Source organism: Pseudodesulfovibrio sediminis (assembly GCF_020886695.1).
Classification (GTDB): Bacteria; Desulfobacterota; Desulfovibrionia; order Desulfovibrionales; family Desulfovibrionaceae; genus Pseudodesulfovibrio; species Pseudodesulfovibrio sediminis.
In genome coordinates, this window is sequence record NZ_AP024485.1 from 3,574,705 (window position 1) to 3,590,384 (window position 15,680).

General features: G+C 55.2%; 15 protein-coding genes. 6 read left to right on the forward strand and 9 right to left on the reverse strand.

Going from position 1 to position 15,680, the window contains the following annotated elements:
- Positions 1-2: 2 nt before the first annotated feature.
- Complete coding sequence (purU, locus tag SRBAKS_RS16820; protein WP_229592048.1) at positions 3-881, reverse strand: formyltetrahydrofolate deformylase; 879 nt, start codon at positions 879-881, stop codon at positions 3-5.
- Between the two features lie 207 nt (positions 882-1,088).
- Between purU and SRBAKS_RS16825 the strand changes: the two genes are divergently transcribed.
- Complete coding sequence (locus tag SRBAKS_RS16825) at positions 1,089-1,712, forward strand: D-sedoheptulose 7-phosphate isomerase (RefSeq protein ID WP_229592049.1); 624 nt, start codon at positions 1,089-1,091, stop codon at positions 1,710-1,712.
- 75 nt (positions 1,713-1,787) lie between these two features.
- Here the strand turns inward: SRBAKS_RS16825 and SRBAKS_RS16830 are convergent, their stop codons facing one another.
- Positions 1,788-2,126, reverse strand: coding sequence for a hypothetical protein (locus SRBAKS_RS16830; RefSeq protein ID WP_229592050.1), 339 nt, complete (start codon positions 2,124-2,126; stop codon positions 1,788-1,790).
- A gap of 185 nt (positions 2,127-2,311) precedes the next feature.
- On the opposite strand from SRBAKS_RS16830, the gene SRBAKS_RS16835 reads away from it, so the two are divergent.
- A complete protein-coding gene (locus SRBAKS_RS16835) occupies positions 2,312-2,734 on the forward strand; it encodes a DUF3592 domain-containing protein (protein WP_229592051.1) in 423 nt (140 codons plus the stop codon).
- Here the strand turns inward: SRBAKS_RS16835 and SRBAKS_RS16840 are convergent.
- The 4 genes from SRBAKS_RS16840 to SRBAKS_RS16855 form a co-directional block, all read right to left on the reverse strand.
- The gene (locus tag SRBAKS_RS16840) at positions 2,731-3,453 is read right to left on the reverse strand and encodes a hypothetical protein (protein WP_229592052.1); all 723 of its coding nucleotides are present in this window, start codon (positions 3,451-3,453) and stop codon (positions 2,731-2,733) included. The two genes, SRBAKS_RS16835 and SRBAKS_RS16840, sit on opposite strands and share 4 nt — an antisense overlap.
- Positions 3,454-3,666: 213 nt before the next feature.
- On the reverse strand, positions 3,667-5,724 hold the full coding sequence (locus tag SRBAKS_RS16845) for a ribonucleoside triphosphate reductase (protein WP_229592053.1): 2,058 nt from the start codon (positions 5,722-5,724) through the stop codon (positions 3,667-3,669).
- On the reverse strand, positions 5,672-6,358 hold the full coding sequence (locus SRBAKS_RS16850; RefSeq protein WP_229592054.1) for an anaerobic ribonucleoside-triphosphate reductase activating protein: 687 nt from the start codon (positions 6,356-6,358) through the stop codon (positions 5,672-5,674). Before SRBAKS_RS16850 ends, SRBAKS_RS16845 begins: the two co-directional genes overlap by 53 nt.
- Positions 6,359-6,950: 592 nt before the next feature.
- Positions 6,951-8,165 (reverse strand): mechanosensitive ion channel family protein, encoded by a 1,215-nt coding sequence (locus SRBAKS_RS16855; RefSeq protein ID WP_229592055.1) that lies wholly within the window; start codon positions 8,163-8,165, stop codon positions 6,951-6,953.
- A gap of 160 nt (positions 8,166-8,325) precedes the next feature.
- Between SRBAKS_RS16855 and SRBAKS_RS16860 the strand changes: the two genes are divergently transcribed.
- The 4 genes from SRBAKS_RS16860 to SRBAKS_RS16875 all read left to right on the forward strand — a co-directional run bounded on the left by SRBAKS_RS16860 (position 8,326) and on the right by SRBAKS_RS16875 (position 12,315).
- Positions 8,326-9,519, forward strand: a complete 1,194-nt coding sequence (locus SRBAKS_RS16860; protein ID WP_229592056.1) for a metallophosphoesterase — start codon at positions 8,326-8,328, stop codon at positions 9,517-9,519.
- Positions 9,520-9,629: 110 nt separating this feature from the next.
- Positions 9,630-10,319 (forward strand): FadR/GntR family transcriptional regulator, encoded by a 690-nt coding sequence (locus SRBAKS_RS16865; RefSeq protein WP_229592057.1) that lies wholly within the window; start codon positions 9,630-9,632, stop codon positions 10,317-10,319.
- A gap of 20 nt (positions 10,320-10,339) precedes the next feature.
- Positions 10,340-11,356, forward strand: a complete 1,017-nt coding sequence (locus SRBAKS_RS16870) for an alpha-hydroxy-acid oxidizing protein (protein ID WP_229592058.1) — start codon at positions 10,340-10,342, stop codon at positions 11,354-11,356.
- 158 nt (positions 11,357-11,514) lie between these two features.
- On the forward strand, positions 11,515-12,315 hold the full coding sequence (locus SRBAKS_RS16875) for a sulfite exporter TauE/SafE family protein (RefSeq protein ID WP_229592059.1): 801 nt from the start codon (positions 11,515-11,517) through the stop codon (positions 12,313-12,315).
- Between the two features lie 105 nt (positions 12,316-12,420).
- Here the strand turns inward: SRBAKS_RS16875 and SRBAKS_RS16880 are convergent, their stop codons facing one another.
- Genes SRBAKS_RS16880 through lpxB form a run of 3 tightly spaced genes read right to left on the reverse strand, consistent with a single transcriptional unit; the run spans position 12,421 to position 15,638 of the window.
- Entirely contained in the window at positions 12,421-12,744 is a 324-nt protein-coding gene (locus SRBAKS_RS16880) for a hypothetical protein (protein ID WP_229592060.1), read from the reverse strand.
- Between the two features lie 33 nt (positions 12,745-12,777).
- Positions 12,778-14,472 carry a glycosyltransferase family A protein gene (locus SRBAKS_RS16885; protein ID WP_229592061.1) on the reverse strand — a complete coding sequence of 565 codons (1,695 nt, stop codon included), beginning with the start codon at positions 14,470-14,472 and terminating at the stop codon, positions 12,778-12,780.
- Positions 14,473-14,492: 20 nt separating this feature from the next.
- The gene (lpxB, locus tag SRBAKS_RS16890; protein ID WP_229592062.1) at positions 14,493-15,638 is read right to left on the reverse strand and encodes a lipid-A-disaccharide synthase; all 1,146 of its coding nucleotides are present in this window, start codon (positions 15,636-15,638) and stop codon (positions 14,493-14,495) included.
- Positions 15,639-15,680: the final 42 nt, after the last annotated feature.

The following is a 15,680-nucleotide window of genomic DNA, read 5'->3' on the forward strand; positions in this document are numbered from 1 at the left end:
GATTAACGGCGAAAGACGATGGTCTTGTTGCCGTCCACAATGACCCTGTCTTCGAGGTGCCATTTAACGGCACGGGCAAGTACATGGCGTTCGATGTCGCCACCGAGTCGTTTAAGGTCGTCAATGTCGTGGCTGTGGGTGACGCGGATGACATCCTGTTCGATGATCGGGCCTTCATCCAGTTTTTCCGTGACGTAGTGGGCGGTCGCGCCGATGAGTTTCACTCCGCGCTGGTGCGCCCTGCGGTACGGGTCCGCGCCCACGAAGGCAGGGAGGAACGAGTGGTGGATGTTTATGATCTTCCCCGTGTATTTGTTGACAAAGTCCGGTGTCAGAATCTGCATGTACCGGGCCAGAACAACAAGGTCGATGTTGCCATCCATGAGTTCGATCATGGTGTCCTCAGCTGCCACTTTGTCACGCAGTGTCGGTCCTACGGGAACGTGGTGGAAGGGAACGAAATTTTCAACGGATTCGCGCAGGTCGGGGTGGTTGGAAATGACCATGGAGATGTCGGCCTCCAGATCGCCTCGCTTCCAGCGCCACAGAAGTTCCATGAGCGCATGGTCCACCTTGGAGCAGAGAATGACCATCTTCTTGGGTTTCCAGACCGGATTCAGGCTCCAATCCATGACGAAATCCGTGGTCACTGTTTTTTCGAAATCAGCACGCAAGGCATCCAGTCCATCCATGGTCAGGCCAGGCAGAAAAAACTCATTACGCATGAAGAAGCGACCGCCTACCGGGTCGGTTGAATGCTGGTCCGAGTGAATGATGTTGGCGTTTTTCTTATGTAGATATCCGCTGACTGCGGCCACGATACCAGGTTGGTCCGGGCAGGTGATCAGCAGCCTGACAGTTGATTCTTTTGATTCGGTCATGTCTGAATTCCTGATGCTATGTGCGAGATTGAGTAAAAGCAGGGGTATGAGAACATATCCCGTGCACAGAGTTGGGCTTTAACGCAAAAGCCGGGCGAATAAAAGCCTTTTCCATGTACGGAAAGGGTTGCCAGTGACGTCAGTGGCATTATATGGGTGTTCAATCTGTTGTTCGACACAAACGGAACGACATAAAGGAATCATTCTATGTCTGAAAGAGCATTGAAGAAAGTTATGGATCATGCCTCTGCAGGGCTGGCAGCCCGCAAGGCCTTTTTTGATACAAAAGCGGAACTTATTGTCGAGATTGCCAGGGCCATGGCCGTGTGTCTCGCGGGTGGCGGCAAGGTCATGTTCTGCGGCAACGGAGGCTCTGCTGCCGACAGTCAACATCTGGCTGCCGAGTTTACCAATCGTTTCAAGTTGGAGCGTCCCCCGCTGCCGGGTTTGGCGCTGACCACCGATACGTCCGCGTTGACGGCTATCGGCAATGACTACAGTTTTGACGAGGTCTTTTCCAAGCAGCTTCTCGCCCTTGGGCGTCCCGGTGATATGCTGGTCGGCTTTTCCACTTCCGGTACGTCGACCAATGTGATTCGGGCCATGCGGGAAGCCAAGCGCAATGAGATCGTGACCGTGGGCATGACAGGACAATCCGGTGCCGAGATGGCTTCGGTTTCCGATTTTCTCGTTACCGTGCCTTCCGGCGACACGCCGGTCATTCAGGAGATCCACATTGCCGCAGGGCACATGATGTGTCATCTCGTGGATCATTTCCTGTTTGAGGCTGTTTCCGAGTTGACCCCGTATCTGCCGGATGCCGTGGGATAAGCTGGTATTGAAGCCAATATAAAAGCCCCTGCGAGCGTCTCGCAGGGGCTTTTTTTGTCGTATGATATCGGGTGATTAAAATGTTTCCCGTTTGATGCGAATGGTCAGCCCTTTTTTTTTAAGGCGTTCGGCAAGTATCTGGGCCCGTTCCAGAGAAGGGACTGTGCTTATGACCAGTTGGGCTACGCCATCCTCATCCCAAACCCAGATGTTTTCCGGCAGCACGATACCAGCCAGTCTGGTTTCCCTGAGCAGGGCGTTTCTGGTTATATCCCGCTGCTCAATGGATGACTCGTCCAGCATATCGCCACAGGCTAGGACCCACCACCCTCTGGGGCGGATTTTCGGGGTCGGGTTTTCTCCGAAGCTTCGAGCCGTTTCCGCAGCATGGGACTGACGCACTACTGCTGTCATACGGCGTATGCTTTCTTCTATTTGACTGATATTGCTTGACATTAATTATCTCTATCGTTTTTTTAGCGGGTATGTCCCATAAGAGCAATTTACCTTGGAGGCGGTGGAATGGCAAGAGGGATACTGTTGGATTCTGATTTTTTTCACACCCTTGCGGCATTGCGTACACACATGTATTTATAGGTATGGTTTATCTGTCGAGTTCACCCATCAAGCGCACTCGGGCGCAGAAAATCCTTCGACTCATTGTTGGAGTGATTGCCGTTTCACTCATTCTGTGGGCTCTTTACTCCATTCCATACGATATCCTGCGCGAAGAGCGGGCCAGGTTATACGGTGAAATCGTGACGTCCGGTCAGGTCCTGGAGGTGCGGACAGATGTCACACCCCGATATCCCGAAGCCAGGCTTGTCATCCGATATACATACGTTGACCCGGATGGCTTTGCTCGTTTTGCTGAGGCTCGAATACCTGATAGCCAATGGCAGAAGTTTCAGCCGGGGGCGGTTATCGAAGTTATCTACGGACGCACGCAACCCGCCCTGGTCAGAGTGCCGGGCGAAGTGGAACCCCGGTTCCAGGTCTGGCTTCGAGAACTGATTAATTAACTGTATTGTTTAGGGAATTTTTCGCCCATCAGGTATTCCATGGCTTCGCGGTCTATGGTGCCGGAGGCGATGAAAAACTCCAACCCGACAATCATGGGGTGGTAGACGATGTCATGAGGCAATGCGTCGGCCTGACCATGGAAGAACCGTTCGGCGGGCACGGCTTCGTTGACCTCGATGAGATCATCCGCATGCAGGGCCGAAGGCAACACATGATCGAGTATCACCCCGCCGGGCAGGGTGGTCCAGAGATGGTACATGCCCATGTCTTCTTCTCCGGATTCGTTTTCCACCATCTTTTTGAAGTCTGTGGGCGTCACAGGCATACGCATCGTGCCGTTTATTGACACATTCCCCAACGTGATGAGGCCGCCGGGGATAAAGAATTTCTTGGTCAGCATATGAAACATGCCGAAATTAACGGACATGGCCTTGCCTGCGCGATCGGCAAACGGAATGTGTCCGGTTTCCTCCACGGCATTCAAGATGCTTTGGTCTATGGGAAAGGGTGTCTCGCACAATGTGTATTCGCCCAACCCCAGCTTTTTGGTTCGGGATGCGGCTGCCTTGAATTCTTTGAGGTAGTTCATGGAGAGGGTGGGTATCATTTCATCGGCCTGTTCGCAATCCTGCGCAACCGCCTTTTTTCTGTTGGCTATCGGGTGCTTACTCACCCGGCGTATCAGTGTGTTGTCTGTTGAACCGATATTGTTTTTCATGCCATCCGGATGAAAGTCCGCCTTTTGACTTTTAGCCTCTTCTGGGTGGCAGGAGAGTAGGGGAAGAACATTCGCTGTCCTACTTCTTCACATTGGAGAAGACGCTGTGCGATCATATCGCCAAAGAGTACAAGACCCGCGCCGGGAGGGGGCGACGGGTCTTGCATTCCACTATCCTCAGGCTCCAATCCTCAAGGGAGCCTTCAGAACAATCTAATTACAAAGGCAGTCACTGAATACGACTCTGTCTGTGTATTCGGCCTGTTTGCCTTTGTTCCAGCGCGAAACCGGGCGATAGTACCCGACAATTCGGGTGTACACTTCGGCTTCGTTTCCGCAGGTTGGGCACTCGAAGTGTTCACCCAGAATGTACCCGTGCTCCTTGCAGATGGAGAAGGTGGGCGTAACCGAGACATAGGGAATCTTGGTTTTGGTGAACGCCTTGAGGATGAAGTTTCTCAGAGATGCCGGATCGGTGACCGCTTCACCCAGGAAGGTGTGGAACACGGTGCCGCCGGTGTAGAGCGGCTGAAGCTGGTTCTGGTGCTCCAGCGCGTACAGCACGTCTTCGGAGATGCCCACGGGCAACTGGGTTGAGTTGGTGTAGTATGGGGTGCCGTTGCCCTGCGTCTGGATATCGGCGTAAAGCGACTTGTCGATTTTGGCCAGGCGGTAGCTGGTGCCTTCGGCCGGAGTGGCTTCGAGGTTGTACAGAGAGCCTGTTTCTTCCTGAAAACGGGAAGTGACACGCCGCAGATGATTCAGGGTGCGGCGCATGAGACGAACGCCGCCTTCGGTTTCGATGCCTTTGCCGATGAGATTCAGACAGGCTTCGTGTCCTCCGAGCAGGCCGATGGTGGAGAAGTGCCCCTTGTACCCGTTTTTGAGGTACCGCTTGGACCACGGGAACATGCCCGCTTCGAGGTTGGCGTTGATCACTTTGCGCTTGTACTCAAGGGATTCCTTGGCCATCTCGGCATATTCTTCGACCAGCTCAAGGAACTCGTCTTCGGACTGGGCCAGGTAGGCGAGCTTGGGCAGGTTCAGGGTGACCACACCGATGGAACCGGTCAGGTCGCCCGCACCGAACAGACCGCCGGTCTTGGTACGCAGTTCGCGCAAGTCCATCTGGAGACGGCAGCACATGGAGCGCACATCCTCGGGGTTGAGATCCGAGCTGATGAAGTTCTGGAAATAGGGCACGCCGTATTTGGCGGTGAGCTGCATCAGCTTGTCGCCGATCTCGGATTCCCAGGGGAAGTCTTCGGTGACGTTGTATGTCGGAATGGGGAACGAGAAGATGCGGTCTTGGTGATCGCCTTCAAGCATGACCTCTATATAGGCCTGGTTGATCATGTCCATCTCTTCCTGGAAATCACCATACGTCAGCTCATCGTCGTATTTTCCACCCATGATGATGGGTTCTTTCGCGATGTGCTTGGGCGCCACCAGGTCAAACGAGAGGTTGGTGAACGGAGACTGGCCGCCCCAGCGGGAAGTGGTGTTCAGGTTGAACACGAATTTCTGCATGCACTGGCGGACCTGCGAGTAATTCAGCCCGTCTTCCCTGATAAAGGGTGCCAGATACGTGTCCACGTTGTTGAATGCCTGAGCGCCGGCCCATTCATTCTGCAGTGTGCCCAGGAAGTTGTTCATCTGTCCGAGGGCGGTATCGAAATGCTTGGCAGGACCGGCAGAGGCGCGGCCTTCCAGGTTGAAGCCCTCCAGCAGCAGGTCGCGCAGGGACCAGCCCGCGCAGTATCCGGCCAGACCAAAGGAAAGATCATGTATATGGAAATAGCCGTGTTCGTGGGCAAGGCGAATTTCTTCGGGGTACTTTTCCAGAGCATAGCGTGCCTGTACAGTGCCGGAGAGGTGCAGCATGAGTCCCTGGAAGGAGTGGGTCATGTTGGCGTTTTCGTTCACACGCCAGTCCGCCTGATCAAGGTAGGTGTCGATGACGTCCTTGATGTCGAGGTAGGCTTCTTTCTGGCTTCTGAGCTGACGGCGTTTTTCGCGGTAGAGTATGTACTTTTTGGCGATATCGTACTGGCGCGCCTCCATCAGCACCTGCTCGACCATGTTCTGGACGTGCTCCTGCTCAGGGATTTCCCGGTCGGAGAGTTTCTTTTCGACCTTGCGGGCAAGGCGTTTGCCAAGAAGCGGGTCTTTGATCCCGCTGGCGCTGAGGGCTTTGAAAATGGCTTGGGCGATGCGGTCAGTTGACCACGTTTCCAGCCGGCCGTCTCTCTTCATGATTTGGCTTGGCATGCTCCGGCTTCCTCCTTGGGGGTACGAATTTTTGGATTGTCAGCTCATATCCCAGAGGCAGATACGCTTGGGCAATGGCAAGGTCCTTATCTGTCAGGTCGGGAACCTGTGTTGTGCGGAAATAAAAGGCTTCGGGGTTGGCTTTGGCCAGTTCGAAAATGCGGGCGAGATTGGCTTGTGCCGCTATTTCGGAAACAGCATTGCCTGTCAGGGACGGATATTTGTACCACGGCCCCTTGATATCAACGGCGAACGCATCAACCAGCTTGTACTCAAGGAGTTCCTTGATCACTTCCGGTCGCATGCCGTTGGTGTCCATCTTGATCGGCAGGCCGAATTTCTTGATCTCGAAAAGCAGTTCTGCCACTCCGGGGACGATGGTCGGTTCGCCACCCGTGACAGTTATCCCGTCCAGCCAACCTGCGCGGTCGCGGATGTAAGCCTTGATGCGAACGGGGTCCATGGGGGGCAGTGCGTTCATGTCCCAGGCGAGTTCGAAATTGTGACATGTCGGGCAGTGTAAGTTGCAGCCGCCAAGAAAGATGATGCAGGTGGATCGGCCAGGCCAATCGCAGAGACTCAGATTTTCAAAGCCGCGAACATAGTTCCAGACCCCTGCGGGTTCTTTTGACATTTTGACTCCCTCTCTCCGATGGTCGAAATCGACTGCGCTGATCATTAATTCATTGTTTGCAGGGGGCTCTGTACAAAGAGTGATGCCTCTGCATTTACTGGCGGCTCTTTTGGTATAAAATCGCCGCAGTCATGTGACGAACAAGATAGCCTAGGGTAAAGATTTTGTACAGGGGGTTATCAAAAACAAAATGACTAATCAGGTTGTTTTTCCTGATTATTAGCAGTTATTCAATATTAGAGATGATTGTAAAAAGTTTTAAACAGTTTGCTGAAATCGTGCAAGGGCGATATCTTTACGTTTTTTCTAGATTAAGTTTAGAAAAAAAATAATTCAATTCCAGATGGATTATGTTTTCGACAGGGAGGGGGGTGGCGTTCAGGGAAGGGGCGGGTCTTGCTGAACTGAAAAGTACTTACCACAAGGGTTTCCCGTTGGGAACATGAAAAAGGCCGATTTCCACAGGAAAAAGAACATTCAGAATGTGATTTTTTCCTGAATTTCTGCAAAGTGCCGAGGCTCTAGGGATGCGTCCTTGTCAACATTTTTGGGGGACATTTTTGTGGCACGGGTTTTGATTGGATTGCATTCACTATGCGGTGCCGCGACCATCAACCAACGCGTTCCGCTGGTAAGCCTTCAGGTCGAATTCGGGCAGTGCTGCGAGGAGGTGATCCATGATGTCCGACTGGATGCCTTCGTGTGCATTCCACTCCGTCCTGGTGGTGAAGCAATAGATTTCCAACGGCAGCCCTTGAGATGCCTCTGGGTTGAGCTGACGCACAAGCAGGGTCATGGATTGATTGATCTCGGGGTGTGCCCGGAGATATTCAACGGCATAACGGCGGAACAGGCCGATATTGGTCAGGCGGCGGCCATTGAGCCGGGACGCCGGATCTACGCCGGTGGCCTTGTTGGCCGTGTCGATCTCCGCCTGGCGGGTTTCAATGTACGGGGCCAGGTGCTGGACTTTGCTGAGCCGTTCGATGAGGGCCTCATCGGCAAAACGGATGGAGGACTGGTCTATCTTGATTGAACGTTTGATACGCCGTCCGCCGGATTCACTCATGTTGCGCCAGTTCTTGAATGACGTGTCCAGAAATTTGTAGGTGGGGATGGCCGTTATGGTCATATCCCAGTTCTGGACCTTGACCGTGTTCAGGGCCACGTCCACCACGTCACCGTCTGCGCCCATGCTGCTCATTTCTATCCAGTCTCCCTTGTGCAGCAGGTCGTTGGCGCTGATCTGGATGCCGGCCACCACCGAAAGGATGGTGTCGCGAAAAACCAGCATGAGGACTGCGGTCATGGCGCCGATACCGGAAAGCAGGCCCCATGGTGATTTGCCGAGCAGGATGGAGACGACCGCGATGCCGCCGAGGATATAGATGAAGAGTTTGATGAGCTGGACATAGCCCTTGATAGGGCGGCGGTTGGAGACGTCAAAAGTCTGATACAAGGCGACCAGCCCGTCCAGAACCTTGGTCATGACCAGAATGACCGCTATGGCCATGTAGGCGTAAATCGCATTGTGCAGGATGTCCTTGAGTTGGGGAAAGAATTCCAGCCCCCAAAAGAAGACGGGTGCCGGAGCCAGGAGCGCGGCCCTGGAAAACACGCCCTGTTCCATCAGGATGTCATCGAGTTTGGACTTGGTGCGTTGGGCAAAGGCATGGGCGGCTCGTACCAGCAGGAGCTTTGCGACTCCATAGGCGATCAGGGCGGCCAGCAGCAACAGGCCTATTTTGGCAGAGACATCGAACAGGTGATTGTTCTCTATAATGACTATGGGCGTAGAAAAGGTCATGGGTCGCTCCTTGGCTGTCTTCGGTCTCGGTCTCCTAGCAGAAAGATGGACTTTTGAGAACCATTGCTGATAGTCCTCGCCTGTATTTTCTGCATAAATTTGACAATATGCTGTTCCTGGCACATGTGAAGGTAATGGAAAACAGCAAAAGGAAGCATGCATGACCATTTGGGGTATCATTGTCCTTACTGTCACCACCATGATAGTGCTCTATCTTGGATGGCGGCTCGTCGAGCCGTTGCCTATGGGGCGCAAGCGGAAGCTCTTGGCTTGGCTGACACTGGCCATCCTGCTTTTCGGGCACCGGCTGACGTGGTTTCTCCAGCGAACCGACAAGATTCAATGTCTGGTTTGTGATTCCATCGACTGGGTCGGCTTCACCTTTTTCGGTTTTGTTTCGATCCTTATCGTCTTCATGCTCGTGAGGGATGTGCCTCGTTTTCTCGGATCAATCTTTTCGGGGGTAAAGAAGCTGTTTGTGCGCCGGAGCAAACGCCCGTATTTCATCGGGCCCAACCTGGAGCGTCGGCGCTTCATGCTTAACGCCACCAATGGGGTATTGTTGACCGCCTCCCTGCCGCTCACCGGGTACGCGGTGTTCAAGGCGCGCAGTAAGCCAACGGTGGTTCACAACGACCTTCCGTTGATGGATTTACCCGAAGGGCTCGATGGATTCACCATAGCCCAGATTTCGGATACGCACATCGGCCCGACCATCCGAGGCGATTGGGCGCGCATGGTCGTGAACGAGGTCAACGGCCTGCACCCCGACATGATCGTCCACACCGGCGATCTGGTGGATGGGAGTGTGGATGGCCTCAAGGACGATATCCAGCCCATGGGCGAGCTGACGGCACCGCATGGCGTGTGGTTCTGTACCGGCAATCATGAGTATTATTCCGGCGTACATCAGTGGCTTGCCGAGGTCAGGAGGCTGGGCATCAAGCCGTTAGTGAACGAGCATGCGCTGATCGACACGGGCAAGGGAGCCATTTTGCTGGCCGGGGTCACTGACCTGCGTGCTGAACGTCTTGAACCGACACATATATCCTCCCCCTCGAAAGCCAAGATGGGGGCCCCTGATCATGACGTGTCCATCCTGTTGGCCCATCAGCCCAATTCCGTGTTTGAGGGAGCAGGGGCGCGGTTTGACGTGCAGCTTTCCGGGCACACGCATGGCGGGCAGTATTTCCCGTATAACTATGTCATTCATCTTTTTCAGAAATATGTCCGTGGCCTGTACGTGGTCGACAAGACATTGCTGTATGTGAATACCGGGACCGGATATTGGGGACCGCCCATGCGTCTGGGCACCGCGCCGGAAATCACGTTGCATACGTTGAAGAAAGCATAAACACCATTCGACAGGCTGTTTCCTCAGTCTGTTTTTCTCTGCGATATCTTTATTGACCTGCTGGCTGAAAGCGGCTACTTCTCGATTGGTCCAACCAATTTGGAGGCGTGATGGATATCAAACGAGTACGCAAAAAATCCATATCAGAAAAGATCGTGGCCCAACTGAAGGAGATGATCGGTCAGGGGCAGCTCAAGCCCGGAGACCGGTTGCCTGCCGAACGGAATCTGGCCGAGATGTTTGGTGTTTCCCGGACAACGGTGCGGGAGGGTATCAAGGCTCTGGCTGAATCCGGTGTGCTGGAGAGTCGCCAGGGAGCCGGTACGTTTGTCAGTGAAGTGGACCCGTCGCAGGTGTCGGTCATTGAGTCGGTGTTATCCGGTGACCACGATATGCGGGACGTTTTTGCTGTGCGCAAAATGCTGGAACCGGAGATCGCGGCCCTGGCTGCGCAAAAGCGATCACCGGCTGAAATTTACAAGTTGGAGGCTATCCTGTCCGAACAGGAGGAGGCCGTCCGAAAAGGAGAAACCGGATCGGATTATGATCAGCGGTTTCATCGCATGTTGGCTGATGCTTCTGGTAATCTTGTATTACGCGAGATGGTCAAGGCATTGCATGATGCCTTTGCGCAAAGTCGGTCCATGATCATTCAATCAGAAGAGAGGCAACGCGCTTCTCTTGCCGCCCACCGCGCTATCGTGGAAGCGGTCAAGCATGGCCACGGCATGCAGGCCGAACGCGCGATGCGAGAGCATCTGGATGAAGTCGAAAACATCATTTTTGATAATCAAAAGTAAATATATTCAAGGAGATATTGATGAAAGAAATTAATGATAAGGCGCGTGAAATGATGAAGGGCTACTGCCGTGTCTGCAAAGTGTGTGACGGGCGTGCCTGTGCTGGCGAAGTGCCGGGTATGGGAGGTCTTGGAACCGCTTCTTCATTCAAGTCCAATGTGGAAGCGTTGGAAGGCATTCGTGTGAACATGCGTCTGCTTCATGACGCCACCGAACCAGACACCTCCACTTCACTGCTGGGCTACGACATGTCCATGCCGGTCATGGCCGCGCCGATCGGTGGTATCTCCTTTAACATGGGAGGAGCCATTACCGAAGATGCCTATACCGATGCCATAGTGGGCGGCTGCAAGGCTGCCGGTGTGGTCGGTTGTGTGGGTGACGGCGTGCCGCCCTATATCCATGAAGCCGGGTACGCTTCCATCAAGAAGAATGACGGCCTCGGCATCCCGTTCATCAAGCCGTGGGAAGGCGCAGAGCTTGACGAAAAACTTGAGTTGGCCCGCGCTGCCGGGTGCACGACGTTCGGCATGGATGTGGACGCCGCCGGTCTGATCACACTGCGTAAAATGGGACGTCCCGTATCTCCCAAGGCTCCGGCTGAATTGGCAAAGATCATCGAAAAGGTCCATTCCTGGGGTGCCAGGTTTGTGCTCAAGGGCATCATGACTCCTGATGAGGCCGCTCTGGCTGTGGAGGTCGGTGCCGATGCCATTGTGGTTTCCAATCATGGCGGGCGCGTACTTGATCACACTCCGGGGACAGCAGAGGTTCTTCAGGAAGTGTCCGAGGCAGTCAAGGGCCAACTGGTCGTGTTTGTGGATGGCGGTATCCGTACCGGTGTCGATGTGCTCAAGATGCTCGCGCTCGGTGCCGATGCCGTCATGGTCGGCCGTCCGGTCTCGGTCGCAGCCGTGGGCGGACTGCAGGAAGGCGTGGAGAAATACATGGAAACCCTCAGGGGGCAGCTCGTCGGAGCCATGGTCCTGACAGGGTGCAAAGATATTGCATCCGTGGACATCAACGTATTGTTCTAGGCTGTATTGAAAAGTATTCGGCAGGGAGGGGGAGCCTCCTGAAAAAAGCTTCCTCTCTCTGTTTATCGTTGTATCATTCGTGCTCTTTCCTACGCATCATGGCGATGCTCTCTAGGATTTGCATGGGATTGATGTTACATTTTAGGTAAGAATAACATATGATTACTACATATCTTCTTTACATCGTGTTGGGGGCGTTTGCCGGGGTTCTGGCCGGGCTGCTGGGTATCGGCGGCGGGTTGGTCATCGTCCCCATGCTCAATATCGCCTTTGAGTTGCAGGACTTCCCCATGGAACATATCCAGCATATCGCGCTCGGTACATCCATGGCGACCATCATTTTCACCTCCCTGTCGAGCATGCGCGCCCATCACAAGCGGGGAGCCATCAACTACTCGGCCTTTTGGCGGCTGACTCCCGGCATTATCGTCGGCACCTACCTCGGAGCCTGGGTGGCCGCGTTGTTGCCCACCGGATTTCTCAAGGCGTTCTTCGGTTTCTTCCTGTATTATGTGGCAACCCAGATGCTGCTTGGTCTCAAGCCCACAAGCTCTCGCGATCTTCCGGGTAATATCGGTATCTTCGGTGCGGGAAACGGTATCGGCATTTTCTCTGCGTTGGTCGGTATCGGCGGCGGCACGCTGACCGTGCCGTTTCTGTCGTGGTGCAACCAGACCATGCACACGGCCATTGCCACGGCGGCCGCAGTCGGTCTGCCTATCGCCCTGTCCGGGACTGCCGGTTACCTCATCAATGGCTTGGGAATCGAGGGTATTCCCGGTCCCCACATTGGGTACATCTACCTTCCGGCCTTTTTCGGCATCATCGCCACCAGCATGCTGACAGCTCCTTTCGGGGCCAAGCTCGCTCACAGTCTGCCGGTGGAAAAGCTGAAGAAGATCTTCGCCATCCTGCTTATTGTCGTTGGAACCAAGATGCTCTGGAGTGCGTTCATGTAAGGGCTGCGCGCACATTTCCCTGCCGGGGACGCTGTCTTTCAGCCCACGCAGTCGTTCGCTCTGCAAGTTGCTTGAAAGACAACAGGTGCGCAAGAAAATCCCGGTTTACAACCCGTGCTCTCGTTGGTGAGCGTCGACGACATTGTCCACGCGGACGATTTTTTCTTCTATCTTGCCGGGAGTGATTGTGTAGCGGGTGACGATCCAGTCGAGCTGGTCAATGAATTCCACATGACCGTAGCCGTTCTCCGGCAGGAGGTTGCTGACGGTTTCGATGAAGTCGTCGATCATGAGGTAGTGGCCTTCGTGATCCACGCGCAGGACATCACCATCGTACTCCACCTGATCAAAGGGTATGGAGTCTTTTATCTGTTCATATATCTCTGGTGTGATGCGGTGAAAATCACCGTATACGCGTGTCGCTTCCATGCAGTCCTCCCGCGGAAATGTGGTCCGAAAGAGTTAGGTACGCAATCCCAGTCGGTCAACCAGAAAAGTGCATTTTTGTTCCAGATCGCTCCATAACCGTTGCCGGTTTTCCTGACCGAGCCGGATGAGCTCTTCATCCGAATATTTCGTATCCAGCTTGAACTTGTTGCCCATTACATGACCTATCTGCTTGTTGGTCTTGGATTTGGCCAGACTGGAGTGCTGGATATGCCGGATAGCCAGACCGCCTACATACAGGGCTGGCATGCCTATGAGGCTGGACTGGAGATCGCGGTCCAAATCATCAAACTGGGACGGGGTGTAGCGCAGGTCGAATCCGCCGGTTTGGGCAATGGAAGCCATGTTCACCATGTGACAGCAGCCGGACACGGACAGGCAGGGGCGGGTGTAGGTGAACAGCCCGGTGTCCACACTGCCGGCGCAGTTGTCGAAGAGGAGCACCCGATTGGGGAGTGCGCCCGGTTCGGTCTCGGCCGGTGGGGTGGGGAAAAGATTATAGTCCGCAGATTGCAGGCCGAACGGGGGAAAGGCGGCGGTGATGCGGCACCCCACGGCACCGATATCTGTGCGCTCACCCACGGCGCCGAGCAGGCGCAGGAGCCAGTCGGTGGGCAGAACAATGTCATCATCCAGAAAGGCGGCCCATTTGGAGGCGCGCACTTCGGGCAGGGCGAGCAGCCAGTTGCGTGCGGCCGGTGCGCCGACGTTGATGGGGAGCGTTTCGATATGGAAACGGTCAGGGCCGAATGTGTGTCGGGCCTTGTCCAGCACCGCGGCTGTGTGGTCCGTGGAGCCGTTGTTCAAAGCGAAAATTTTAGCCGTGCCGATGGCACTCTGTGCCAGACTCGCAAGCGTGTCGGCCAGCAGGTCAGCCTTGTTCCACGAGTAAGCGAGGATGGCGACATCGTGGGTGTCCGCTTCCTCGGCAACAGGCGGTGCATTGAAAAGATCGTGGAGCTTGAGCGTCAGGTTCACGTGCCACGGGATGGCCTTCCACAATCCCGCCAGTGTGGCCTTGGCTTCGCCTTTTTTACCCAGTCGCAGCAGCAGCTCTCCTCCGGCATAGGCGCGCCACAGGCTCCATGTTTCGGGATTCAGGGCTTCGATGAATGGGAGCGCTTCTTCCGGAGGCAGACAATGGAATGCCCAGTCCGCTTCCATGCGCGCCTTGAGGGGGAGCAAGGTTGCATCCCAGGCGATCATGTCCAGCACGGCCCTGGAGAGTTCCGGCTTGCCGAGGTGCAGCAGATCCTGCCAGATGTGGTGCAGCCAGGTCAGTCCCTTTGACGGAATTTTGAGCACCACTGCCAGGAATCGGAGGATCAGGCTGCGATCATCCTGCCGCACCAGCGCGTGCCAGGTTGTCATGGACTCTTCGTCTGCCTCGTCGAGTTGGGGCAGGGTGGCGCATACGGCGATGAGTTTGCCCAGCTCCGTGGACAGAGGCAGCCCGAGACCGGAGGCCTTGGCGGTCAATGCCGCCATGGTCGGAGCGAGCGGGTATGCCTGCATTCCCCATAGCGCCATGCCGATGGCCGTGTGTCTGCATCCCGTGCTCTCTTCGCCGAGCATGAACAGCCCGGGCAGGATGCCTGTAATGGTACCGGGCAGTCCCATGCCGAGATGCCAGCCGGAGAAGCGGTGGATAAATTCGGGTTGAACGGGCGCGCAGGGCGGGAGCGTGTGAGGGACGGCGAATCGGTTCATGATGATTCGATTACCAGAAATCAGGGGCGTCCGTCGAGCAGCGCCAGATCATTGAGGATGATCCGGGCCGCACGCATGGGCGCACCGGGGTCGCCGACCATGGTGCGCAGACCGGCCAGGTCTGTTTTGACCGCGTTGTAGGCTGCTTCGTTGTCCAGCCATTCCCTGGCTTTGGCGGTGAGGTTCTCCGGGGTGGCTGCCTCCTGGACGAATTCCGGGTAGACTTCCCGTTCCATGATCAGGTTGGGCAGGGAGATGTATTCCACGTTGATCAGCATCTTGCCTACCATATAGGAAATGGGCGAGACCTCGTATGCCACCATGACCGGGGTGCCGATGAGGGCGGTTTCCAGTGTCACGGTGCCTGAGGCGGCCATGATCAGCTTGCAGGAACGGAAGGTTTCGTACCGGGTGTCCGGTTCCACTATCTCCACTGGGATGTCGGCGGGCCAGAATGAAAGGAGCCGCTCCTTTTCCATGCCCGGAGCGCGGACAATGACGTAGGAGAGGTCCGGGTGGTCCGCCTGCAGCATTTTGGCGGTCGCGGCAAATTTGGGCAGCAGGGACGAGACCTCCTTGTTGCGTGAGCCGGGCAGCAGGCCGATGCGGTTTTCTTTGACCGGGATTTGATCCAGCTCCTCAAGGGGAAGCACATCCATGAGCGGGCTTCCCACGTAGTCCACGTCCATGCCGTATTTTTTGTAAAAAGCCTTTTCGAACGGGAGAATGCAGATGACATTGCGGACGTGCTCTCGCAGGAAGTTGGCGCGTCCCGAACGCCATGCCCAGATTTGCGGGCTAATATAGTAATAGACAGGAATACCGAGTTTCTTGGCGATTTTGGCAATGCGAAAGTTGAACTCGGGGCAGTCCACGAGGATGATTGCGCGGGGCATGAGCCCGGCGAGTTCCCGTTTGATTTTGCCGAGCAATGTGAGGATGCGCGGCAGGGCACTGAAGATTTCCGTAAAGCCCACAAGGGAGATGAGTTTCATGGAGTAGCGGATGTCCATGCCTTCGGCTTCCATGGACGGACCGCCCATGCCTGTGAAGGTGGCGTTCTCGTCCACTTGCCTGAGTCGCTTGATGAGTTCCGCACCGTGCAGGTCGCCGGAAGCCTCGCCCACGCTGAACCAGATGGGCCTGGATGGATTGTCAGTCTGCATAGATGGTTAGTACCGCAAGCAGCTATTCTGGGCAAGTAAACC